Source organism: Pseudomonas sp. BIGb0164, from assembly GCF_024810135.1.
Classification (GTDB): domain Bacteria; phylum Pseudomonadota; class Gammaproteobacteria; order Pseudomonadales; family Pseudomonadaceae; genus Aquipseudomonas.
The window spans coordinates 60,599-84,071 of the sequence record NZ_JANUEA010000012.1 but is presented as its reverse complement, the minus strand read 5'-3'; the positions used below and the strand labels follow the sequence as shown (position 1 = coordinate 84,071).

The 23,473-nt window shown below is 63.5% G+C and carries 17 protein-coding genes; 11 read left to right on the top strand and 6 right to left on the bottom strand.

What is annotated here, in order from left to right; genetic code table 11:
- Positions 1–402: 402 nt before the first annotated feature.
- The 3 genes from M2394_RS27505 to M2394_RS27495 all read right to left on the bottom strand — a co-directional run bounded on the left by M2394_RS27505 (position 403) and on the right by M2394_RS27495 (position 2,831).
- Positions 403–1,302, bottom strand: a complete 900-nt coding sequence (locus M2394_RS27505; protein WP_259175289.1) for a hydroxymethylglutaryl-CoA lyase — start codon at positions 1,300–1,302, stop codon at positions 403–405.
- Between the two features lie 16 nt (positions 1,303–1,318).
- Complete coding sequence (locus M2394_RS27500; protein ID WP_178918866.1) at positions 1,319–1,711, bottom strand: MerR family DNA-binding transcriptional regulator; 393 nt, start codon at positions 1,709–1,711, stop codon at positions 1,319–1,321.
- 184 nt (positions 1,712–1,895) lie between these two features.
- The gene (locus M2394_RS27495) at positions 1,896–2,831 is read right to left on the bottom strand and encodes a LysR family transcriptional regulator (protein WP_178918868.1); all 936 of its coding nucleotides are present in this window, start codon (positions 2,829–2,831) and stop codon (positions 1,896–1,898) included.
- Positions 2,832–2,982: 151 nt separating this feature from the next.
- On the opposite strand from M2394_RS27495, the gene M2394_RS27490 reads away from it, so the two are divergent.
- Complete coding sequence (locus M2394_RS27490; protein ID WP_028616890.1) at positions 2,983–4,212, top strand: acyl-CoA dehydrogenase; 1,230 nt, start codon at positions 2,983–2,985, stop codon at positions 4,210–4,212.
- 136 nt (positions 4,213–4,348) lie between these two features.
- Here M2394_RS27490 and M2394_RS27485 read toward each other — a convergent pair whose 3' ends face one another.
- Together M2394_RS27485 and xthA are read right to left on the bottom strand one after the other, a co-directional pair.
- Entirely contained in the window at positions 4,349–5,680 is a 1,332-nt protein-coding gene (locus M2394_RS27485) for a phosphate ABC transporter substrate-binding/OmpA family protein (protein WP_259175286.1), read from the bottom strand.
- A gap of 198 nt (positions 5,681–5,878) precedes the next feature.
- The gene (gene xthA / locus M2394_RS27480; protein ID WP_178918872.1) at positions 5,879–6,691 is read right to left on the bottom strand and encodes an exodeoxyribonuclease III; all 813 of its coding nucleotides are present in this window, start codon (positions 6,689–6,691) and stop codon (positions 5,879–5,881) included.
- A 169-nt stretch (positions 6,692–6,860) separates the two neighbouring features.
- Between xthA and M2394_RS27475 the strand changes: the two genes are divergently transcribed.
- The 3 genes from M2394_RS27475 to M2394_RS27465 all read left to right on the top strand — a co-directional run bounded on the left by M2394_RS27475 (position 6,861) and on the right by M2394_RS27465 (position 12,974).
- A complete protein-coding gene (locus tag M2394_RS27475; protein ID WP_259175284.1) occupies positions 6,861–7,511 on the top strand; it encodes an N-acetyltransferase in 651 nt (216 codons plus the stop codon).
- 64 nt (positions 7,512–7,575) lie between these two features.
- Positions 7,576–9,303, top strand: coding sequence for an autotransporter assembly complex family protein (locus tag M2394_RS27470; protein ID WP_259175283.1), 1,728 nt, complete (start codon positions 7,576–7,578; stop codon positions 9,301–9,303).
- Entirely contained in the window at positions 9,303–12,974 is a 3,672-nt protein-coding gene (locus M2394_RS27465; RefSeq protein ID WP_259175282.1) for a translocation/assembly module TamB domain-containing protein, read from the top strand. Before M2394_RS27470 ends, M2394_RS27465 begins: the two co-directional genes overlap by 1 nt.
- Here M2394_RS27465 and M2394_RS27460 read toward each other — a convergent pair.
- The gene (locus M2394_RS27460; protein WP_178918881.1) at positions 12,942–13,808 is read right to left on the bottom strand and encodes a helix-turn-helix domain-containing protein; all 867 of its coding nucleotides are present in this window, start codon (positions 13,806–13,808) and stop codon (positions 12,942–12,944) included. The genes M2394_RS27465 and M2394_RS27460 overlap by 33 nt on opposite strands.
- 90 nt (positions 13,809–13,898) lie before the next feature.
- Between M2394_RS27460 and M2394_RS27455 the strand changes: the two genes are divergently transcribed.
- The 7 genes from M2394_RS27455 (at position 13,899) to M2394_RS27425 (ending at position 23,460) form a co-directional block, all read left to right on the top strand.
- Positions 13,899–16,055 carry a TonB-dependent siderophore receptor gene (locus M2394_RS27455; RefSeq protein WP_259175281.1) on the top strand — a complete coding sequence of 719 codons (2,157 nt, stop codon included), beginning with the start codon at positions 13,899–13,901 and terminating at the stop codon, positions 16,053–16,055.
- A gap of 6 nt (positions 16,056–16,061) precedes the next feature.
- Positions 16,062–17,738 (top strand): cyclic peptide export ABC transporter, encoded by a 1,677-nt coding sequence (locus M2394_RS27450; RefSeq protein WP_259175280.1) that lies wholly within the window; start codon positions 16,062–16,064, stop codon positions 17,736–17,738.
- Between the two features lie 25 nt (positions 17,739–17,763).
- Positions 17,764–18,531: an ATP-binding cassette domain-containing protein gene (locus tag M2394_RS27445; RefSeq protein ID WP_259175485.1), complete on the top strand. Its 768-nt coding sequence runs from the start codon at positions 17,764–17,766 to the stop codon at positions 18,529–18,531.
- Positions 18,528–19,424 carry an ABC transporter substrate-binding protein gene (locus tag M2394_RS27440; protein ID WP_259175279.1) on the top strand — a complete coding sequence of 299 codons (897 nt, stop codon included), beginning with the start codon at positions 18,528–18,530 and terminating at the stop codon, positions 19,422–19,424. Before M2394_RS27445 ends, M2394_RS27440 begins: the two co-directional genes overlap by 4 nt.
- Complete coding sequence (fhuB, locus tag M2394_RS27435; protein WP_259175277.1) at positions 19,417–21,411, top strand: Fe(3+)-hydroxamate ABC transporter permease FhuB; 1,995 nt, start codon at positions 19,417–19,419, stop codon at positions 21,409–21,411. The genes M2394_RS27440 and fhuB overlap by 8 nt, the downstream gene beginning before the upstream one ends.
- Before the next feature lie 127 nt (positions 21,412–21,538).
- Positions 21,539–22,012: a MarR family winged helix-turn-helix transcriptional regulator gene (locus M2394_RS27430; protein WP_178918892.1), complete on the top strand. Its 474-nt coding sequence runs from the start codon at positions 21,539–21,541 to the stop codon at positions 22,010–22,012.
- Entirely contained in the window at positions 22,009–23,460 is a 1,452-nt protein-coding gene (locus M2394_RS27425; protein WP_178918893.1) for an efflux transporter outer membrane subunit, read from the top strand. The genes M2394_RS27430 and M2394_RS27425 overlap by 4 nt, the downstream gene beginning before the upstream one ends.
- Positions 23,461–23,473 lie beyond the last annotated feature (13 nt).

The following is a 23,473-nucleotide window of genomic DNA, read 5'->3' as shown; positions in this document are numbered from 1 at the left end:
TCAAGAGCAAACGTATTTTTTTGAGCGCTGATCTGCTTCTTCGCACGCGATCCAACCAGTGGGTAGCTACCTTGAGGTAGTTTTGTTCTTCTCTAACCGGTTGCGGGTTTCGGCACGCCGTACCCTGCGAAGCACATCTTCTCCAAAAAAATCTGTTAGCTGCGTCTCTGCCGTGTTGTTCTTGTTATGTCAGAGTCGTTTCGTCTTATTTTTATTAGGTTTGGCGCTTTTTATTCTTGTTATGCCATAGAGATAGCAGAAGCCGTGCCAACTTTTAAAAGTCCTTTAAAATCAATGGTTTGATTTTTGTGTAAGGTTTGGCCTACGGCAAATGCGACAAAATATGTTCCCGTGTTACTCGTTATGTAAGGCGGCGGTAACACATTGTCACGGCTAAGGGACTCAACTGGCGTTACGCGCCTTGGCCACGCGTGACCCCGTCGGCCGGCCCAGCACAGTGCTGATCTGTTGGCCCGCGTCGATCAAGGCCTGCAGGTCGATACCCGTCTCGATACCCAGGCCGTCGAGCAGGTACACCACGTCTTCAGTGGCGACGTTACCGCTGGCGCCCTTGGCGTAGGGGCAGCCGCCGAGGCCTGCAATAGAGCTGTCGAACACGCTGATGCCTTCCAGCAGGCTGGCGTATATATTGGCGATGGCCTGGCCATAGGTGTCATGGAAGTGACCGGCCAGCTTGTCCCTGGGCACCTGTGCACCCACCGCCTCGAACAGGCTGCGCGTGGCGCCCGCCGTGCCGGTGCCGATGGTGTCGCCCAGTGAAACCTCATAGCAGCCCATGGCGTACAGCTCCCGGGCGACCGCCGCCACTTGCTGCGGCGCGACCTGGCCTTCGTAAGGACAGCCCAACACACAGGACACATACCCACGCACGCTGATGCCGTGCTGTTTGGCGGCCGCCATGATTGGCGCAAAGCGCTCCAGGCTTTCACTGATGGAACAGTTGATGTTGCGCTGGGAAAACGCCTCGGAGGCTGCCGCAAACACGGCCACTTCCTTGACTCCAGCCGCCAGCGCATCTTCAAAGCCGCGCAGGTTCGGTGCGAGGGCGCCGTAGGTCACCCCGGGCTTGCGCTGGATCTGTGCAAACACCTCGGCGGAGCCGGCCATCTGCGGCACCCACTTGGGCGATACAAAGCTGCCGACTTCGATGTAACCCAGGCCCGCCGCGCTGAGGGCGTCCACCAGCCGGACCTTGTCGGCCACGCTGATGGGCTGGGATTCGTTCTGCAAACCGTCGCGCGGGCCGACTTCAATCAGGCGCACATGGGAGGGGAGGGACATGGCAGTTACCTTCTGATCAATGGCCAACCTGGCTCATGGTGTGGGCCAGGGCCTGGGTGCAGCGCTCTTCGGCGGTATCCAGTTCCAGCTTCATCTGTTCGATGTCCAGCAGCTGTTGCTCCAGTTGTTCACGGCGCTCGGCGATCTTGGCCAGCATGCTGTTGAGCTGGATGTGGTTGCCGCTGGTGGGGTCGTAGAGTTCGATCAGCTCGCGGCACTCGGCCAGCGAGAACCCGATGCGCTTGCCGCGCAGGATCAGCTTGAGGGTGACCTTGTCCCGCGCCGAGTAGATGCGCTCCTGGCCCCGGCGCTCGGGGCTCAGCAGGCCTTGTTCTTCATAGAAACGGATGGCGCGGGTGGTGATGTCGAGCTCGCGGGCGAGGTCGGAGATGCTGTAGGTGGTGCTCATGGCGGCGCTCAAGAAGGTCTTGAGCGCTAGGCTAGTGTCTGCTTGACGTTAACGTCAAGCAAATCACTTTTGGATCAATTCACCTGTGGCGAGGGAGCTTGCTCCCGCTGGCCTGCGCAGCAGGCCTGTCTTTTGGGGCCGCTTCGCGCCCCAGCGGGAGCAAGCGCCCTCGCCACAAAAACGGTCAGGGTTGTTTGCCATCGAGTTTCTTTTCATGGGCCGTCACCTGCTGGCACAGCTCGATCATTTGCTCGCGCATCCAGCGGTTTGCCGGGTCCTGGTCGGTGCTTTCGTGCCAGTACAGGTGGGTTTCCACCGGTGGCACGTCATTGACCGGCAAGTTGAACCAGTGCAATTCATGGCGACGGGCGAAGCGCTCGGGCACGGTCATCACCATGTCGGTCTGCTGCAGCACCTGCGAGGCCATCAGGTAATGCTGGGAGCGCAGGGCAATCTTGCGTTGCAGGCCCATCTTGCCCAGCGCCAGGTCGACATGGCCCAGGCCGTTGCGGCGGCTGGAAATATGGATGTGGGTCAGCCCCAAATAATCATCGAGGGTCAGTTTGTCCTTGCTCGCCAGCGGATGGCCCTTGCGCATGGCGCACACGTAGCGGTCCTCCATCAGCTTGACGTGGCGCACCTGCGGGTCGGTGTTGAGCGGCGCATCCACGGCAAAGTCCAGGCGCCCGGCCGCCAGTTCCTTGGTGGTTTCGCGGCGTTTGGACAAAAAGCTCTCGATCACCACCGTCGGCGCCAGGCGGCGCAGGCGCTGGAACAGCAACGGCAGGATCACCGCCTCGGTCAGGTCGGTCATGCTGATGCGGTAGGTCTTGGCCGCCTGCTGCGGGTTGAAGATGCGGCTTTCCTGCACCGACACTCGCAGCAACGACAACGCGTTGCGCACCGGGCCGATGATGTTCTGCGCCATGGGCGTGGGCACCATGCCTTGGGCGGTGCGCACGAACAGCGGGTCGTTGAAGGTCTCGCGCAGGCGGGCCAGAGCGTTGGACACCGCCGGCTGGGTGATGCCGACGATCTGCCCGGCGCGGGTCAGGTTGGCTTCGGTGTAGATCGCGTCAAAGACGATGAAGAGGTTCAGGTCGACCTTGCTCAGATTCATTTCGTTGCGCTCTTATTGTTAGGTGTCCATACGCCGATCATATATCGGTGATGAATGTTAATACACGCCGAGAATAGGCTAGGTAAATTATCAGCGCTGTTCTAGCATCGATTGCATGACCTAAACAACCTCTCAGAGAAGGGAGCTGCTCATGGATTTCGCCTATTCGCCCAAGGTTCAGGAACTGCGTGAACGCGTCACCGCGTTCATGGATGCTTACGTTTACCCGGCCGAGCCGGTGTTTGAACGCCAGGTCAGCGAAGGTGACCGCTGGCAGCCCACCGCAATCATGGAAGAGCTGAAAGCCAAGGCCAAAGCCGAAGGCCTGTGGAACCTGTTCCTGCCCGAATCCGAACTGGGCGCTGGCCTGACCAACCTTGAATACGCACCGCTGGCCGAGATCATGGGCCGTTCGCTGCTGGGCCCGGAGCCGTTCAACTGCTCCGCCCCCGACACCGGCAATATGGAAGTGCTGGTGCGCTACGCCAATGAAGAACAGAAACAACGCTGGCTGGAGCCACTGCTGCGCGGCGAGATTCGCTCGGCCTTCGCCATGACCGAGCCGGACGTGGCTTCCTCAGACGCCACCAACATGGCCGCCCGCGCCGAACGCCAGGGCGACGAGTGGGTGATCAACGGCAAAAAGTGGTGGACCTCCGGCGCCTGCGACCCGCGCTGCAAGATCCTGATCTTCATGGGCCTGAGCAACCCGGATGCGCCGCGCCACCAGCAGCACTCGATGATCCTGGTGCCGGTGGACACTCCTGGCGTGAAGATCGTGCGCCCGCTGCCGGTATTCGGTTACGACGACGCGCCCCACGGCCACGCCGAAGTGCTGTTCGACAATGTGCGCGTGCCTTACGAAAACGTGCTGCTGGGCGAAGGTCGGGGGTTTGAAATCGCCCAGGGCCGCCTTGGCCCGGGCCGCATCCACCACTGCATGCGCTCCATCGGCATGGCCGAGCGTGCGCTGGAACTGATGTGCAAACGCTCCGTCAGCCGTACCGCGTTCGGCAAGCCCTTGGCACGCCTGGGCGGCAATATCGACAAGATCGCCGACTCGCGCATGGAAATCGACATGGCCCGCCTGCTCACCCTGAAAGCGGCGTACATGATGGACACCGTGGGCAACAAAGTGGCGAAAAGCGAAATCGCCCAGATCAAGGTCGTGGCGCCGAACGTGGCCTTGAAGGTGATCGACCGTGCGATCCAGATCCATGGCGGCGCCGGGGTGTCCAACGACTTCCCGCTGGCCTATATGTACGCCATGCAACGCACCTTGCGCCTGGCCGACGGTCCGGACGAAGTGCACCGTGCGGCGATCGGCAAGTTCGAGATTGGCAAATATGTACCCAAAGAGCTGATGCGCAGCGGCCAGTAAGTTAGACCGAGCCGCCTGCATTCGCGAGCAAGCCCGCTCCCACAGTTGACCGCATTCCAATGTGGAAACACGGTCAGAATGTGGGAGCGGGCTTGCTCGCGAAGAGGCCAGTCTGAACAACCTATAAGCCCTGGGTTCAGTAAACCCACACCTCCACCCGCCGATTCTTGATCCGCCCCTCATCCGCCGTATTCGCCGCCACCGGCATCTGCGCGCCAAACCCCTGGATATCACGCAGCACCACACCGTTCTTCACCAGCTCACGGCGCACGGCCATCCCACGTAATTTCGACAGCAACGCCGCGCGCTGCGGGTCATTCTTGGCATCGCCAAACCCCACCAGCGTGACCTGCTTGTCGAGCTTGCCGTGGGTTTTCAGGTAGGCCACCACCCGCTGCAGGTCCTGGCGCGCCTTGTTGTCCAGGCTCGCGCTGCCTTCTTCGAAACGGAAATTCACGCTCAGGCGCTGGGCCTCACGGGCGATCGCCTGGTATTCCACCGGCATCGAGGCGCGCGGTTCCACACCCATGGCTTGTACCTGCTGCGCGATAAACCCATTGGCGGCCACGATCGCCTGGCCCTTGCTGCTCTGGGCGAAGTTCACCAGCGCCTTAGCCCACGGGTTATGGCTCGACGGTGGCAGGTAAAAGAACAAACGGCGCGACAGCGGGTAGTCTTCGGTGGCGATCAGGCTGTTGAGCGGCAGCATCGGTTGTGAATCACCGTCGACAATGGCCACCGCCTTGGCCTGGCGCACGTAGGGCAGGCCGATAAAACCGATGCCCTGAGGGTCCTGGCTGACCGCGTCGGACAACTGCTCGCTGGATTCAAAGCGTTTGGCCGACGGTGCAAGGGGTTTGCCACGCAGGCGCAAGACCAGGTCCTTGAAGGTGTCGTAGGTGCCGGACTGATCATCCCGCGCATACAGATGAATGGCCCCGCCGACGCCGCCGAGGGCTTCCCAGGTGCTGATTTCACCGTTGAAGATTTGCGCCAGTTGCTCGGTGTTCAGGGTATTCAAGGGGTTTTGCGGGTTGAGAATGATCGCCAGGCCGTCGATCGCGATCACTTGCTCGGCCTCGGGGCTTTTCAGGTCGCCCAGGGGTTCAAGATCGACCAGTTCGCTGTCCTTGATCGGGCGGGACGAGGCCGCGAGGTCCGCCGCGGCTTTTTTCAGCGAGCTGAAACCAGTGCTGGAACCGTGGGCGGCCACCTCGATGGTCACCGTCTTACCCGCGCGGGTCTTGCCGACTACCCGTTGTTCATTGGCGCCTTCGGCCGGTTCGCTGTGTACGCCTTGCAGGCCCTGATGCTCCATCAACCCCTTGACCAGGGCCGGCCCCAGCGCTGCGCCAATGGTATTGGAGCCCTGCACACGTAGCGCGGGGCCTTGATCGGGAACGGGAAGGGGGGCAGACACGGCAAACAGGGGATACAGCACCAGCAGGAACAGAACGCGCAGCCTCATGCCGGCACCTTCTCAAGCCAAAGGGAGTGCCGCGAGAATAAGTCAGGCAGGTTGCAAAGATATGACTGCTGCACTGGGGAACACATTGTGGGAGCGGGCTTGCTCGCGAATGCACTGGATCAGTCAATAAACCCTTGACTGACACACCGCTTTCGCGAGCAAACCCGCTCCCACATTTAAACCAAGGACAGCCAGAAATCAGCTCAGTTCAAGCCAGATCGGCGCATGGTCCGACGGTTTTTCCAGCCCGCGCAGTTCGTAGTCCACCCCCGCGTCCTTGACCCGCGACACCAGGCCGTTGGACGCCAGGATCACGTCAATGCGCAGCCCACGCTTGGGCTCGTCCTCGAAACCACGGCTGCGATAGTCGAACCAGCTGAAGCGGTCGGCCACTTCCGGGTTGAGGTGACGGAAGCTGTCCACCAGGCCCCAATTTTTCAGGCGGGCCATCCACTCGCGCTCTTCGGGCAGGAAGCTGCACTTGCCGGTCTTGAGCCACCGTTTGGCATTGTCGGCGCCGATGCCGATGTCGATGTCTTCGGGGGAGATGTTGATGTCGCCCATCACCACCAGTGCCTGCTCATTGCTGAACTGGCTTTCCAGCAATTGCTGCAGGTCTTCGTAGAAGCGCTGCTTGGCCGGGAACTTGGTGGGGTGGTCGCGGCTTTCACCCTGGGGGAAGTAGCCGTTCATGATGGTGATCGGGTGGCCGTTTTCATCGGCGAACGTGCCCCAGATAAACCGACGCTGGGCGTCTTCTTCATCGCTGGCAAAGCCTTTGTGCAGGCTCAATGCAGGCTGACGCGACAGCAACGCCACGCCGTAGTGGCCTTTCTGGCCGTGGTAATACACGTGATAGCCCAGCGCCTGTACTTCGGCCAGGGGGAACTGGTCGTCATGCACCTTGGTTTCCTGCAGGCCGATGACGTCCGGTTGGTGTTTTTCGATCAGCGCCGCCAGCTGATGAGGGCGGGCACGCAGCCCGTTGATATTGAAAGAGACGATTTTCATGGTCGGCAGTCCAGTCTGGCAAAAGGGCGATGCTAGCCGACAAGTCGGACGGGAGCCAGCGTGGCGGTAGGGCAGATGCGCTGCTAATGTCTGGGAACGACTCGTACCGCGCAGGTTCGTACCCATAAGAACGCCATCTTTTTCAGTGGCGCCCAGGGAGATTGACCGTATGCCTGAAACTTCGACTGCCGTTGCCGAAATCCGCTTGCTCAACAGCGATTATTCCCGTGAAGCGCGCTCCTTGCTGTATCAGGCTTACCGGCATGAACCGACCTTCGCTTATATCTTCGAAGCCGAGCGGCCCGGCTATGAACAACGGGTGCGTGCCACGGTGCGCGAGTTGGTCAAACAACACTTTTTCCAGAAGCTGCCCGCCATTGGCCTGTTCGTCAATGATCGCCTGATCGGCATCGCCCTGATCGCGCCACCGCAACGACGCCTGGGCATCACCGAAAGCTGGGCCTGGCAGATTCGCATGTGGCTGAGCACCGGCGTGCGTGGCACGCGGCGTTACCTCGACTACCATCACGCGGTGCTGGCCTGCCTGCCCGGCGAGTCGGTGCATGTGCTGCCGTTGCTGGGCATCCACCCGCAATTCCAGGGCAAGCACTACGGTGAACAACTGCTGGAGGCGGTGCACAACTGGTGTGCCGAAGACCCGCATTCCTCAGGCGTGGTGCTCGATACCGGCAACTCGCGCTACCTGGAGTTCTACAAACGCCAGGGCTACCAGGAAATTGGAGAAGTGGCTGTAGGGCCGGTGCTTGAGCACGTGTTTTTTCATCCCAATCCCCAGTCGTTACATGCTGCAACGGCTTAGGACAGAATTATTCAGACAATTCCCAATTCAAAGAAACTCCCTAGCTCGTGTAGCATCCGTGCCTATGAAGTTTCCAGGAAGATATACCAGCGGCTTGATTCTGCTGTTCACAAGCTGCAGCGTTTTTGCGCAAAGCGAGTTGGACGTGCGCATCAAACCCTCAAACGACGCGTTGAAAGCCAACATCGAAGGCTACATCGGCGGGGTTGGCGATCGTGATGAAGAAGCCTTGCTGCGGTTCAGCCGTGGCGCAGAGGAGCAGGCGCGCAAGGCGGCCCAGGCCCTGGGCTTCTATCAGCCGCAGATCGAGAGTGACGTGAAGGGCGGCAAGAACCCGCGCCTGATCCTCACCATCGACCCCGGCGAACCGGTGCATTTGCGCAACGTGACCATTCGGGTCGATGGCCAGGCCGCGAACCTCAAGGGGTTTCGCGTGCCCGCCAGCGACGACCTCAAATCCGGCGCCGTGCTCAACCACGGCCACTATGAAGACGCCAAGCGTCTGATCCAGAACCAGGCCTCGCGCTACGGCTTTTTCAGCGGGCGCTTCACCAGCCAGAAGTTATCCGTCGACCCCCAGGCGGGCGTGGCTGACATCGAACTCATTTACGACAGCGGCCCGCGCTACACCATGGGCAACGTCAGCTTTACCGGCGACACCCCTTTTGATGAGGACCTGCTGCAACGCATGGTGCCGTTCAAAAGCGGCACACCTTACGACTCTGAACTGATCGCCGAACTCAACCAGAACCTGCAAGGCAGTGGCTTTTTCGAAGGCGTGCGCGTGGACGCCGCGCCTGCTGCTGCGTCCAACGATGTGATCCCGGTGACCGTGCAACTGGAAACCCGCAAGCCGCGCACCATGGGCCTGGGCCTGGGGTTCTCGACTGACGTGGGCCCGCGCGGCAAGGCAAACTGGACGCGCCACTGGGTCAACCCCCAGGGCCACAGTTACGGCTGGGAGGCCGAGCTGTCGGCGCCGCGCCAGAACGTTGGCCTGTGGTACGACGTTCCCCTGGACCCGCCGCTCACCGACAAATTGCGTTTCGCCGGTGGCTACCAGAACGAAGAACTGGCGGGCACCGACACCTTGAGCAAACTGCTCACCGTCGGCCCCGAATGGCACAGCAAGTTGCCCAGTGGCTGGACCCGGGTGATCTCCCTCAAGTACCAGCGCGAAGAATATCGCCTGGGCAATGACTCGGGTCTCAGCAACCTGGTGATGCCCGGTGTCAGCTATTCCTACCTGCGCAGTGACAACCGCATCGACCCGCACAATGGCTATCGCCTGATGTTCGACACCAAGGTGGCCAAGGAAGGGCTGGGCTCCGACACCAACCTGCTTTACGGCACCGCCACCCTCAAGGGCTTGACCACCTTGTGGGACAACCATCGCTTCCTCGCCCGGGCACAGGTGGGCGGCAGCGCCACCAACGGCTACAAGTCGGTGCCGCCGTCGCTGCGTTTCTTTGCCGGTGGCGACCAGAGCGTGCGCGGCTACGAGTACCAGACGCTGTCCCCGGAGAACGATCGCGGTGACCGTATCGGCGGCCGCTACATGATGGCCCTGAGTGCCGAGTATCAATATTCCATCGCCGATAAATGGCGGATCGCCACGTTCATCGACCAGGGCAACTCCTTCAACACCCTGGAGATGCCCAGCCTGAAAACCGGCGTCGGCGTCGGCATACGCTGGGTTTCGCCCGTCGGCCCGATTCGCCTTGACCTGGCCCATGCCCTCGAAGATCCGGGCGGCATTCGTTTGCACTTTTCCATGGGGCCTGAGCTGTGATGCGTGGTTTGAAAATAGCGGGGCTGGCCGTGTTGGCGGTCCTGGCGTTGGTGCTGTTGGCGTTGTGGAGCGTGCTCGGTACCCAGGCAGGCAGTCGCTGGGCTCTGGGCCAGGTGCCGGGTTTGAGCGTGGAAAATTTCCAGGGCCGCCTGGGCGGCCAATGGCGTGCTGACCACCTGGTGTGGCAGCAGGACGGCAGTCGTGTGGAACTCACCACGCCGACGTTCGATTGGTCGCCCGCGTGCCTGTTGCGCATGACCCTGTGCATCAACACGCTCGACGTTGAGCAGGTCAGCCTGCAATTTCCGCCAGGCACCGAGGAGAGCAGTGGGCCGATTCAGCTGCCTGAATTGAAACTGCCGGTTGCGATCCAGTTGGGCGACGTTCGCGTCGGTAGCCTGCTGTTTAACGGCAGCGAAGAACTCAAGGGCTTGCAACTGGTGGCGCACTGGACGGCCGCCGGCCTGCAGATCGACTCGGTGCACCTGCAACGTGACGGCCTGGTGCTGGACCTGGCCGGGCTGCTGCAACCCAGCGGCAACTGGCCGCTCACTGCCAGCGGTAACCTGAGCCTGCCCTATGCACCGGGCGGCGCACCTTGGACAGTGGCCCTCAAGGTCGAGGGCGACCTACTCAAGACCCTCACGCTCGACGCCGACAGCAGCGGCTACTTGCCCGCCAAGCTCAGCGGCGAGCTGCAACCCCTGGTGGAAAACCTGCCCGCCCAGGTGCACATCACCGCCGATGGCTTCAAGGCCAGCGCGGACCTGCCCGACACCCTGCAACTCAATGGGCTGGACCTCACCGCCAAAGGCGACCTGAACAGCGGCTACCAACTGCTCGGCAAAGCCGTGCTGCCCGCCGAAAAAGGCCCGGTGGATCTGCTGCTGCAAGGCAAGGTCGACGCCAAGGGCGCGCAGATCGCCGGCCTGGACCTGACGGCCGGTGACAAGCAAAGCCTCAAGCTCTCGGCCCAGCTGGATTGGCAGCAAGGTTTCAGCGCCGACGCCAAGATCGACTGGCTGGATTTCCCCTGGCACCGCCTCTACCCGTTGATCGACGAACCGCAGGTTGCATTGCGCACCTTCAATGGTGAGATCTCCTACAAGGATGGCAACTACCTGGGCAACCTCAAGGCCGATCTCGACGGCCCGGCGGGCAAATTCAATGTAGTCACACCGTTCAGCGGCGACCTCAAGCAAATCTTCCTGCCCGAGCTGAAACTCACCGCGGGCCAAGGCAAGGCCGAAGGTCACCTCAACGTGCAGTTCGCCGATGGTATCGCCTGGGACACCGCGCTGGACCTGTCGGCCCTCAACCCGGCGTACTGGGTCGCGGAATTGCCGGGCACCCTGGCCGGCCCGCTGCGCAGCAAAGGCGAGTTCAAGAACGAGCAACTCAAGCTGAACGCCGACCTCGACCTCAAGGGTCGCCTGCGCGGGCAAACGGCCGTGCTGGCCGCCAAGGCCGAAGGCGCGGGTGAGCAATGGACCCTGGCCAACCTGGATATCCGCCTGGGTGACAACCGCATCAATGGCAGTGGCAGTCTGCAACAGCGCCTGGCCGGGCAGATCGATATCAAGCTGGCGCGCCTGGCCCAGTTGTGGCCGCAGTTGCGTGGGCAAATCAACGGCCGACTCGACGTGGCCGGCAGCCTGAAAGCCCCGCAAGGCAAGCTCGACCTCAAGGGCCAGCAGCTGGCGTTTGCCGACAACCGCCTGCAAACCCTCACGCTCGACGCCAGCCTCGACAACGCTCAGCGCGCCAAGCTCGACCTGAAGGGCAGCGGTATCCAGTCCGGTGACACGCAGGTCGGCACCCTTACCGCCAGCGCCCAAGGCGACATCAAGCGCCAAGAGGTCCAACTGGGCCTGACTGGACCGCTGGTCAAGCTGGCCCTGGCGCTGGACGGCAACCTCGACAAGGGCAACTGGCGCGGGCGCCTGGCCAGTGGCGATGTGCAAGCCGGTGGCCAGGACTGGAAGCTGCAAGCGCCGGCGAAGATCGAACGCCTGGCCGACGGTAAGCTGACCTTCGCCGCGCATTGCTGGGTGTCCGGCCCGGCCAGCCTGTGCGGTGAAGACCAGCGCCTGATGCCGGAGCCCAAGCTGCGTTACCACCTCAAGCAGTTCCCCATCGACAGCCTCGCGGCGTTCTTGCCCAAGGACTTCGCCTGGCAGGGCAAGCTCAACGCCGACGTGCAGCTCGACTTGCCCAACAGCGGCCCCAAAGGTGTGGTGTCGGTGGACGCCAGCGGTGGCACCTTGCGAGTCAAAGACAAGGACCAGTGGCTGGATTTCCCGTATGACACGCTGAAGCTGGAAACCACCCTGAACCCCAAGCGCATCGACACCCAGTTGAATTTCCAGGGTGGCAAGCTCGGCGAGCTGCTGTTGCAGGCGCAGATCAACCCGTTGCCGAAGAACAAGCCGATCACCGGCACCTTCAACCTGACCGGCCTGGACCTGGCCGTGGCGCGGCCGTTTGTGCCAATGGTGGAAAAGCTCAACGGCAAGCTCAACGGCAGCGGGCGCATATCCGGAGGCCTGCTGGCACCGCAGGTCAACGGCAACGTGAACCTGATCGGCGGCGAGATCTCCGGGCCGGAACTGCCGGTCAGCCTCGAAGGCTTGAACGTGCAGGCGCTGATCGCCGGCGAAAGCGTGCAACTCAATGGCGGCTGGCGCAGTGGCAAGGCCGGGCAGGGCAACCTCAATGGTCATATTGGCTGGGGCCAGGCCCTGGTGGTCGACCTGGCGCTAAAAGGCTCGCAACTGCCGGTGACGGTAGAGCCTTACGCCGTATTGGAAGTCGCGCCGGACCTGAAGATCAGCCTCAAGGACGACAAGCTGGCCATCGCCGGCAAGGTGCAGATTCCGCGCGGTGACATCACCGTGCGCGAGTTGCCACCGTCGACGGTCAAGGTGTCGGATGACACGGTGATCGTCGGCAGCCAGACCGAGGAAGGCAAACCACCGATGGCCATGGCGATGGATATCGACGTCGCAGTGGGCGAAGACCAGCTCAACTTTTCAGGCTTCGGCCTCACCGCCAAGGTGCAGGGTCACGTGCATATCGGCGACAACATGGACACCCGTGGCGAGCTGTGGCTCAACGATGGTCGCTACCGCGCCTACGGCCAGAAGCTCGACGTGCGGCGTGCACGCCTGCTGTTTGCCGGGCCGCTGGACCAGCCGTACCTGGACATCGAAGCGATCCGCAAGACCGACGACGTGGTTGCCGGTATCCGCCTCAGTGGCAGCGCCGAACAGCCCACCACGCAGATCTTCTCGGAACCGGCCATGAGCCAGGAACAGGCACTGTCCTACCTGGTGCTGGGGCGTCCGTTGAGTACCACCGGTGAGGACAACAACATGCTCGCCCAAGCCGCGTTGGGCCTGGGCCTGATGGGCAGCGCCGGGGTCACCTCGGATATCGCCAAGAACCTGGGCATCCAGGACTTCGAACTCGATACCCAGGGCAGCGGCACCACCACGGCGGTGGTCGCCAGCGGCAAGATCACCGAGAAGCTCAGCCTGCGTTACGGGGTGGGGGTGTTCGAGCCGGCCAACACCATCGCGCTGCGCTACCTGTTGAGCAAGAAGGTGTACCTGGAAGTGGCCAGTGGCGTGGCCAGTTCACTGGATATTTTCTACAAGCGCGATTTCTGACGCCGCCGCGTCACCAGCCAGCAGCTTGTCCAGGTACTGCGCCGGTGTGCTGCCCAGCAAGCTGCGGAACATATAGATGAACGCGCTGGCACTGCGATAACCCAGGTCCAGCGCGATTTCATTGATCGACACACCTTGTGCCAGCCGGCAGATCGCCTCATCGACCCGCACCTGCAAACGCCACTGGTGGAAGGTCACGCCGGTTTCCTCTTTCATGCGCCGCGCCAGCGTGCGGGCACTGGCACCGATGCGTTCACCCCAGGCTTCCAGGGTGTCGTTGTTGTCCGGGCTCTGCAATATGGCATCGCACACCCGGCGCAAGCGACGGTCCATGGGCATCGGCAGGTTGTGCGCCTGGGGCTTGGCGCGCGCCAGCAGCTGCACGAGCAGGGCGGAGGCCAACGCCCGTGGCTGTTCGTCGGCCATGGCGCCATCGAACAGCATCAGGATCAATTCGCGCATCAACGGTGTGACTGTCAGCACGCAGCAATCTTCCCAGTGCCAGGGCACGGCGCTGGGGTCGAGGTACACTGAGCGCATGGAAATTTCACCGACCATGCGCACTTCATGGGTGATGCCCGGTGGAATCCACAAGGCGCGCATCGGTGCCAGTGTCCAGGCGCCGGTCTCGGTGGACACGCGCATCAACCCCTGGGGTGAATACATCAACTGGATCCGCTGGTGGGAGTGGGGCTGTTGCCGCGCCCCCGACGCGTACTCGAACGCGCGCACCACCAGCGCGGGGTCGTCGTCAGCAAATTCCTTGTAGCTGTTGGCCGCTTTTTGGGGGAGATGATCGTGGCCGGCAGAAAAGCGCCAATTCTGTCCTTTCATCGATATTTGTTGTCCTGAAGCCAAGTAAATGGACTGGCAAAATTAATGCAAATTAATCGCATTTACAACCTGTCAGGTCCCTTGAACGCCATGAGCAGAAGCCTCGTTGAACGCTTGTCCTACGCGCCGCTGTGCCAGTTCCGCTTCAACCGATTGATCCTCAAGCATGTTCTGCTCGCACCCCTGGCTCTGGGGGTGGCGACGGTGCATGCACAATCGGCGCCGATGATCCTGCCCCAGACCCAGATCGTGGCCGACCCGGTCCAGGACACAGCGAGCACCGAAGGCAGCGACAGCTACAAGCCGGCACTGGTAACCGTCGGCAAAGTGGCCGCGCAGCCCAAGGACATCCCGGCCTCGGTGACCACCATCACCCGCCAGCGCATGGACGACCAGCACATGACGTCCGTGGACGAGGCCCTGCGCAATACCCCGGGGATCACCGCCGTGACTTACGGCGACGGCACCAGTTATTTCCAGTCGCGGGGTTACCCGGCCGAGGTGCAGTTTGACGGACTGCCGGCCAACAATGGCCTGCAATACCTGCCGCAATTCGACCTGGCGCTGTACGACCGCGTCGAAGTGCTGCGCGGCCCCGCCGGCTTGCTGCAAGGGTTCGGCAACCCGGGCGGCACGGTCAACCTGGTGCGCAAGCGCCCGCAGGATGAATTTGCCTTGACCGGCTCGGTATCTGCCGGCTCCTGGGACCGTTACCGCACGGCCTGGGATGTCACCGGCCCGTTGAACGACAGCGGCACCGTCAAGGGCCGCTTCGGGTTCGCCGGCGAAGATGAAAACGCCTTCGTCGACAAGACCGGCTCGGACCAGGGCCTGCTCTACGGTTCCCTGGCCTTCGACCTCGACCCGGACACCCAACTGACGGTCGGCGCCGCCCACCAGAAAATCAGGCTCGACGGCTTTGACTATGGTCTCTCGACCTACACCAACGGCAGCTTCGTCAATGCCAAGCGCTCGGGGTTCTACGGCACCGACTGGAGCCATGCCGACACCGACATGACCGAGCTTTACGCCGACCTGGTGCATCAGTTCGGCAACGGTTGGCAGAACCGCACGGCGATCAACTACCGCACCTCCGACGTCGCCTCCAAGTACGGCTATGTGGACGGCCCGGTCAACCTCGACAACACTGCCGATTACTGGCTGCAGCGCCAGCATGACCGTTACCGCTGGCTGGGAGTCGACTCCTACGTCAGTGGCCCGTTCGAGCTGTTTGGGCGAACCCACGAGCTGATGGTCGGCATCAACTATGCCAGCACCCACCAGCGCAGCGTGTCCGGAGGCACCAGTGGCGGGGTGGTGGATGTGTTGAACATCAACCAGCCGAACGTGGATATTCCCTACACCTTCGGCACCACCTCGGACACCTCCCAGGTCGGTGTCTACGGCCAGGTCACCTTCAAGCCTACCGACGGTCTTTCGCTGATCATCGGCGGGCGCCAGAACCACTACGAGAGCTCGCGCCAAACCCGGCTGCCCAGCGTGCAACCCACCGTGGACGACCCGACCCAGAATAAATTCACCCCGTATGCCGGCATCGTCCAGAACCTGGGGTATGGCCTGTCCGCCTACGCCAGCTATTCGGATATATTCACCCCGTCCCAGGCCTTCCAGAGCACCTTCAACGGCAGCGTGCTCAAGCCGCGCACCGGCAAGCAGGCCGAGGTCGGCCTCAAGGGTGACTGGTTGGACGGCCGCCTGGGGGCATCCGTGGCGGTGTTCCAGATCGACGACAAGAACCGTCCGATTGCCGACGACGCCCACCCGACGTACTGGGTCGCCCAGGGCCAGGCCCGCACCCGGGGTGTCGAGACCGAGCTGACCGGCAAGCTCCTGCCGAACTGGGACGTGCAGGCCGGCTACACCTACCTGCAAAGTGAACTGCGTGGCCAGGCTGCCGTCGCTGGCACGGCCCAGGACGCCGAGGAACCCAAGCACCTGCTCAAACTGTGGAACACCTATCGCTTCCAGGCCGAGCCACTGAACAACTGGCGTGTCGGCGGCGGGGTGCGCGCGCAAAGCCGCACCACGCGCAACAACACCAGTTACCAGGGTGGCTACGCGGTGATCGACGGCCTGATCGGCTATCAAATCAACCCGCACTACGACCTGGCGCTGAACGTCAACAACCTGCTCGACCGCACCTACTACGCCCGCGTGCCCTCCAGCTACTACGGCCTGTACGGTGACCCACGCAATGCCACCCTGACGCTGAATGTGAAATTCTGACCGCTTATGCCTTCACTCAAACCTGCTGCCGGGTTGCCCGGCACTCCGTTCGCCCTGTTGCTGTCACTGCTGCAGGGCGCCCGCGGGCTGTTGCTCCTGGCCACATTGGCCAGCCTGGTCGGTGGCCTTGGCGCCACCGCCATGGTCGCGCTGATCAACCAGGCCCTGGGCGCCGGGGATGACCAGCTCAGTCACCTCGGCCTGCAATTTGCCGGGGTGGTGGGCGGTGTGCTGCTGTTGCGTCTGCTCTCCCAGGCGCTGTTCATGTACCTGGGCCAGCGCGCCAAGGCGCAGGTGCGCCTGCGTGCCATCGGGCACATGGCGCAGGCGTCCTACGCGCACCTAGAGCGCTACGGAGCGGCCCGGCCCCTGGCGATCCTGACCGGCGACCTGGACACCCTGGTGGTGTTTTTCCTCAACCTGCCGACGCTGCTGACCCAAGGCACCGTGATCCTCGGCTGCCTGGCGTACCTGGGCTGGCTGTCGTGGCAGCTGCTGGTGTTCGCGCTGCTGGCGGTGGCCCTGGGGGCGCTGGGTTTCCTATTGGTCAATGGCCGCGCCCTCGACCTGCTGCGGCGCTCGCGCCAGCGAGAGGACGACTTGATCCAGCAGTTCCGTGCCTTGTTCGACGGTGCCAAGGAACTCAAGCTGCACCGGCGACGGCGACAAGTCTTTGTCGAGCAAACCCTCGCGCGCCCGATCGAATCGGTGCGCCGCCAGCGAACCCTCGGCTATGTGCTGTTCAGCGCCGCATCCAGCTGGGGCAGCCTGGTGCTGTTCGGGTTTATCGGGCTGACCCTGTTCGTGCTGGCCCGGGTGTTTGCCGTCGACGGGCATGTGGTTTCCGGTTATGCGATCACCTTCCTTTACATCATCCTGCCCATTGAAAGCCTGCTGGGAGCGATCCCGGTGATCGGCTCGGCGCGTGTCGCGCTGGAACGCATCGCCCGGCTCGACAGCGACCTGCCGCTGGAACCGATCGGCACGGCCGAGCCTGATCAGGGGTTTGAGCGCATTGAATTGCGGGGCATGACCCACCAGTACTTTCGTGAAAAGGAAAACAGCCTGTTCCAGCTCGGTCCGGTTGACCTGGTGTTCACCCCCGGCGAAATCACCTACCTGATCGGCGGCAACGGCAGTGGCAAGACCACCCTGGCCAAATTGCTGGTGGGGTTGTACGAAAGCGAGGCGGGTACGCTGCTGCTGGATGGTTCGCCCGTCGATGCCAGGGGCCGCGATGCCTACCGCCAGTGCTTCTCCACGGTGTTCAGTGATTTCTACCTGTTCGACAGCCTGCTCGGCGTGCTGGCGCCGCACCTTGAATCGCAGGCGCGCCTGCTCTTGCGCGAGCTGCAACTGGAGCACAAGGTCAGCATCGAAGACGGTGGCTTCACCACCCTCGACCTGTCCCAGGGCCAGCGCAAGCGCCTGGCGTTGTTGGTGGCCTTGCTGGAAGACCGGCCCTTCTACGTGTTCGACGAGTGGGCGGCCGACCAGGATCCGGAATTCAAGGAAGTGTTTTATAAACGCCTGCTACCCGACCTCAAGGCGCGCGGCAAGGCGGTGCTGGTGATCACCCACGATGACCGCTATTTCAACTTGGCCGACCGCCATATCAAGCTGGACATGGGCAAGATCGTTGCGCACAGCCACAGGAGCGACTCGATTGATGAGCCGGTTTGAACCGCCGCTGGCCCAGGCCGAGGTCCTGTTTCGCCTGGAGGGTGTCAGCGTGCGCATGGGCGCGCGAACCTTGCTGCACCCCCTCGATTTGCAGTTGCACAGCGGGCGAGTGTACGGCCTGGTCGGGCACAACGGCTCGGGCAAGTCGACCTTGCTCAAGCTGCTGGCGCGCCAGTCGATCCCCACGGCGGGTAGGCTGACGCTGGCTGGCCAGCCATTGCCGCAGTGGTCTTCACGGGCCTTTGCACGGCAGATCGCCTACCTGGCGCAACAACCGCCAGAGGTCGACGGCATGCGGGTGCGTGAGCTGGTGGCGCTGGGGCGTCACCCCTGGCACGGCGCGCTCGGTCGCTTCAGTGCCCAGGATCGCCAGTGGGTGGAGGAGGCGATGTGCGCCACGGAGGTCGCGCAGTACGCCGAGCGTGCCGTGGACAGCCTGTCGGGTGGCGAGCGCCAGCGTGTCTGGATCGCCATGCTGGTGGCGCAGAACTGCCGCTGCATGCTGCTCGACGAACCCACCTCGGCGCTGGACATCGGCCACCAGGTCGCCGTCCTGCAACAGGTGCGCAACCTGTGCACCCAGCGTGGCATGGGCGCGGTGATCATCCTGCACGACATCAACATGGCGGCGCGCTTCTGCGATGAAGTCATTGCCCTGGGCGAGGGGCGGTTGCTGATGCAGGTGCCGGCCGCCGAAGTGTTGCAGGATGATCATTTGCAACGGATCTATGGCACGCCGATGGGGGTGTTGCGCGACCCCGTGAGTGGCCGCCTGGTCAGTTTCCCACGATGAACCGTCGTCAACTGCTGCAAGCCTTGGTGTGCGCCGGACCTGCCGTGTGGCTGGCTCGTGCGTCGGCGGCCGACGGGCCGAGGCGAATCGTCTCGCTCAGCTGGGAGCTGACCGAAACCCTGCTGGCCCTGGGCCACACACCGATTGCCATGGCGCTGCCCGACTGGTACCGGCGCACGATTGTTGAACCGCCGCTGGCCCAAGGGGTGGTCAATGTCGGCCTGCTGTACCAGCCCAACTTCGATGTGCTGCGCGACCTGAAGCCAGATCTGTTGATCCTCACGCCGGGGCATTCCAACTTGAAACCGGCCCTGGAACGCCTGTGCCCCACGCTGACCCTGGGCGGCTATATGGACAGCCCGCAACCCTACCCGGCATTGCTCGACGACACCCGCACCCTGGCCCGTGCGTTGGGTGAGTCGGCCCGCGCCGAAGCGTTGATCGACGAGGCCCGGCGCCGTTTCGAGGTGCCCCTCGCGCCACCGCTGACGGCGCTGCCGACGATCGTGGCCGACGCCGTCGATGGGCATTTTCTGCGGGTGTACGGCCAGGGCAGCCTGTTCGATGCGGTGATGCAGTCGCTCGGCGTGAGCAATGGTGCGCAGGCTGCCGGTTGGTCGAGCAACCGCGCGGGCAATGCCCTGGTGCCGTTGCAACGCCTGGCGTCGGCACCGCTGGCCAACCTGTTGCTGGTGGGGCCGGTGACCGCTGATGTGCGTGCGGCCTTGCAGGCCAGCCCGGTCTGGCAGGCGTTGCCCTGTGTGCGCCAGCACCGTGTAGCGGAACTGCCGGTGATCGCGCCCTACGGTGGGCTGGTGTCGTTGCAACGCTTTGCCCGTGCGTTGCACGTGGCCTTGGCACAGATCGAGAACCCGGAGGCCGCCCATGGTTAACGCCTTACGCCAGGCGATCCCGCGTGGATGCCTGGGGCTGCTGTTGGTCTTGCTTTCGGTGGCGAGCGCGTTGGCCTTGATCCAGGTGCAGGACCTGCTGGGCAGCAGTGGCGGGTGGCAGGCCTGGTTTGCCCCGGACCCTGACGTGCTGCCCCAGGTGCTGCTGCATGCCTCACTGCTGCCACGGGTGGCAATGGCGCTGTTGTGCGGGGCTGCGCTGGGGCTGGCGGGCGCGCTGGTGCAACAGGTGCTCCGCAACCCGTTGGCAGAGCCCATGACGCTGGGGATTTTCCCGGGGGCCTACCTGGCGCTGTCGCTGTCTGCGTTGTATTGGCCGGGCGAGGTGGCCCTGAGTCGCGAGGCCGTCGCCTTGGCCGGTGGCGCCGCGGCCGTGTTGGTGGTGTTGCTGCTGGCGTGGCCGCAGCGGTTGTCGCCCGTGGCGGTGATTCTGTCGGGCATGGTGGTCAACCTCTATTGCGGCGCGATCAGCCTGGCGATTGCCCTGGGCAACTTCGATTTACTGCGCGGTTTGCAGATCTGGGGCGGTGGTGCGCTGGAGCAGTCCGGCTGGATGCCCAGTGCCCATCTCGCCCTGGGCCTGGTGGGGTGTGGCGTCGTCGTGTGGTTCAGCCGGCGCCCCTTGGCGCTGCTCGACAGCGGCGAAAGTACGGCCCGCAGCCTGGGCGCGAAGGTCGGCACGACACGCCTGCTGGCGGTGTTGCTGGCCGTGGTGCTGACGGCCCTGGTGGTGGCCCAGGTAGGGGTGATCGGCTTTGTCGGGTTGGCGGCGCCAGCGCTGGCCCGGCTGTTGGGCGCGCGCACGCTGTACCAGCGCCTGGTGTGGGCGGCGTGCATTGGCGCGGGACTGTTGTGGGCCACTGACCAGATTGTGTTGCAGGTGTCGAGTGCCAGCCCGTTTGCGGCCCACTTGATTCCTACGGGCACGGTCACGTCGTTGTTGGGCGTGCCGTTGCTGGTGTTCCTGCTGCCGCGCTTGCGCCAGGGGCTGTCGAGTGGCTGGCGCTTGAGCACGCACGGCGAGGCGCGATTTGCTCTCGGGCGCACGCTGGGGTTGCTGCTGCTCAGCCTATTCCTGTCGTTGGCAGTGTCGCGCAGCCTGCACGGCTGGCAGGTCGCCAGCCTGTCACAACTCAGCGCGCTGCTGTTCTGGCAGGTGCCTCACACCGTCGCTACCGCGGCGGCGGGAGGTTTACTGGCATTGGCCGGGACCTTGCTGCAACGGCTCACGGCCAACCCCATGGCCAGCCCGGACCTGCTGGGGGTGAGTTCCGGCGGTGCGCTGGGGGTGATTGCGGTGGTGTTGCTGGTGGCACAGCCTTCGGCTGCGGTGCTGTTCGTTGCCTGCCTGGCCGGCGCGTTGACGGCGCTGGGCGCGCTGCTCTGGTTTGGCCGGGGAGCGTTCACCGCGCAGCGCCTGTTGCTGGTGGGGGTGTCGGTGAGTGCCTGGGCCCAGGCGATGGTTAGCGCCAGCCTGGCCAGTGGTGACCCGCGCGCCGGGTTGATGCTGCAGATGATGATGGGCTCGCTGTATTACTTGCCGGCGTCGATAGCCTGGGCCAGTGCGGCGGTGTTTGCCTTCGGGCTGTGCCTGGTGCCGCTGTTCAGCCGCTGGTTGCTGGCGTTTTCGCTGGGGGAGGGCACCGCGGCCAGTGTCGGTGTGCCGGTCAGCCGAGCCCGCCTGTTGATCCTGTTGTTCGCCGGCGTCTTGACCACCACCGCGACGCTGTTGGTGGGCCCGCTGTCGTTCGTCGGTCTGCTGGCCCCCCCTATCGCCCGCCTGGCCGGCGCCCGTCGCCCGATGCAGCAACTGTGGCTGTCGGCGTTGTTTGGCGCCACGCTGATGGTGCTGGCCGAATGGCTGGGCCGGCAGTTGGTGTTCCCCGAGCAAATGCCCGCAGGGCTGGTCGCCACCCTGTTGGGCGGGCCGTGGCTGGTGCTGTTGATGGTGCGTCGCGGCGCACGCTGATTGCGCCGTGAGCCACCGCTTATCGGTCAATTAGCAAGCAAGCTAATTATTCCATTTGACATTCGCTGCCTAAGCAGTAACATCTTGTCATACATTCACTGCCTAGGCAGTAATAAGGTGACTTCCGATGCCCCACTTCACCCCTGACAGCTTCCGCAACTGCCACCTCGGCCTGCTACTGGGTCGGGCGGCGCTGCTCAAGGACCGCATTATCGACACCCACATGGAACCCCACGGCGTCACGGCCGCGCAGTTCAAGGTGTTGATCATCATTGCCCAGTTCGACGTCGATACCCCGGCCGAACTGTGCCGCAACCTGTCCCTGGACAGCGGTTCCATGACCCGCATGCTCGACCGCCTGGAACAAAAGGGCTTGCTGGCCCGCCAGCGTTCCGACCAGGACCGGCGCCAGGTCCGGCTGGTGCTGACCGAAGACGGCCAGCGCTTGGCAGACATGCTGCCGCACATTGGCGCGCAGTCGATGAACGAACTGGCCGGCGCCCTGGAGCCCGGCGAGTTGCAGAGCCTGGAAAGGATCCTCACGAAAATTCTAGTAGCTGCCGGTGACGCCATCGTCATCCAGCGGGTAGGTAACCAATGAAAACGCGTGCACTGAGCCTGGTGCTGGTGGCGATGAGCATGGCCGGTTGTGCCAACTTCAGCGGCCTCGACACCCAGGGCCAACGCCTCGACGCCAACACCCTGCAAACCGGTAAATCCCTGAGCGGCGTGACCCTGTCGCCAGCCGCCTGGCCCACCGCCGACTGGTGGAAGAGCCTCGGCGATCCACAGCTCGACGGCCTGATCCAGGAAGCCCTGCAAAACAGCCCCGACATGCAAGTGGCCAGCGCCCGTGCCCACCAGGCCGAAGCCGCCGCCTTTGCCGCCGATGCGGCACGCATGCCGACCCTGGACGCCAGCGCCGGCGTCAGCCGTTCGCGCTTGGCCAAGGACCAGGACCCGCGTGGTGAAGGCGATGCCTACGCCACCGTGCGTAATATCGGCGCCAGCTTCAATTACAACTTCGACCTGTGGGGTGGCCAGCGTGCCGCCTGGGAAGCCGCATTGGGCCAGGCCCGCGCCGCCGAAGTCGACCAACAGGCCGCACGCCTGACCCTGGCTGCCAACGTGGCCAAGGCCTACAGCGACCTGGGCCAGGCGCACATCGTGCGTGACCTGGCGAACGACGACCTCAAGCGCACCCGCCAGATGCTCGACCTGGGCAAGCGCCGCCTGAATTCAGGCATCGACAGCCAGTACCAGTACCAGCAGACCGAGAGCCTGGAAGCCAGCTCCGAGTCGCAACTGATCGATGCGGAAAAACAACTGCAGAGCGCCAAGATCGCCCTGGCAGTGTTACTCGGCAAAGGCCCGGACCGGGGCGGCGAACTGGCCCGGCCCAACGTGCTCAAGCCCAGCGCCGTGGCCGTGCCCTCGGTGTTGCCGGCCGAGCTGCTGGGCCGTCGCCCTGACCTGATCGCCGCCCGCTGGCGCGTAGAGGCTGCGAGCAAGAACGTGGCCGCGAGCAAGACCCGCTTCTACCCCAACCTCAACCTGAGTGCGAGCGCCGGGGCCGAGTCGTTGCTGGGCGACGCGATGTTCGGTTCGGCCAGCCGCTTCTTCAGCATTGCGCCGACCCTCTCGCTGCCAATCTTCGACGGCGGCCGCCTGCGCGCCGACCTCGATGCCCGCGACGCCGACTACGACCTGGCGGTGGCGCAGTACAACAAGACCCTGGTGCAGGCCCTGGGCGATATCGGCAACAGCCTGGTGCAATTGCGCGAAACCGGTCGGCAGATCCAGGCCCAGCAACACGCCGCGGACATCGCCCAGCAGTCCTACGACACCGGTGTGCAGCGCTACAGCTCCGGCATCGGTAACTACCTGGATGTGCTCAGCATCGAGCAGCAGTTGCTGCAGGCCCAGCGTCAGCTGGCGACCCTGAATGCTGCGCAGATCGATCTGTCGATTCAATTGATGCAGGCCCTGGGTGGCGGATACAACGCCGCAAACGTGGCAGCGGCCACCCCAGCAACGCGTACGGAATAATGTGAGGTATTAG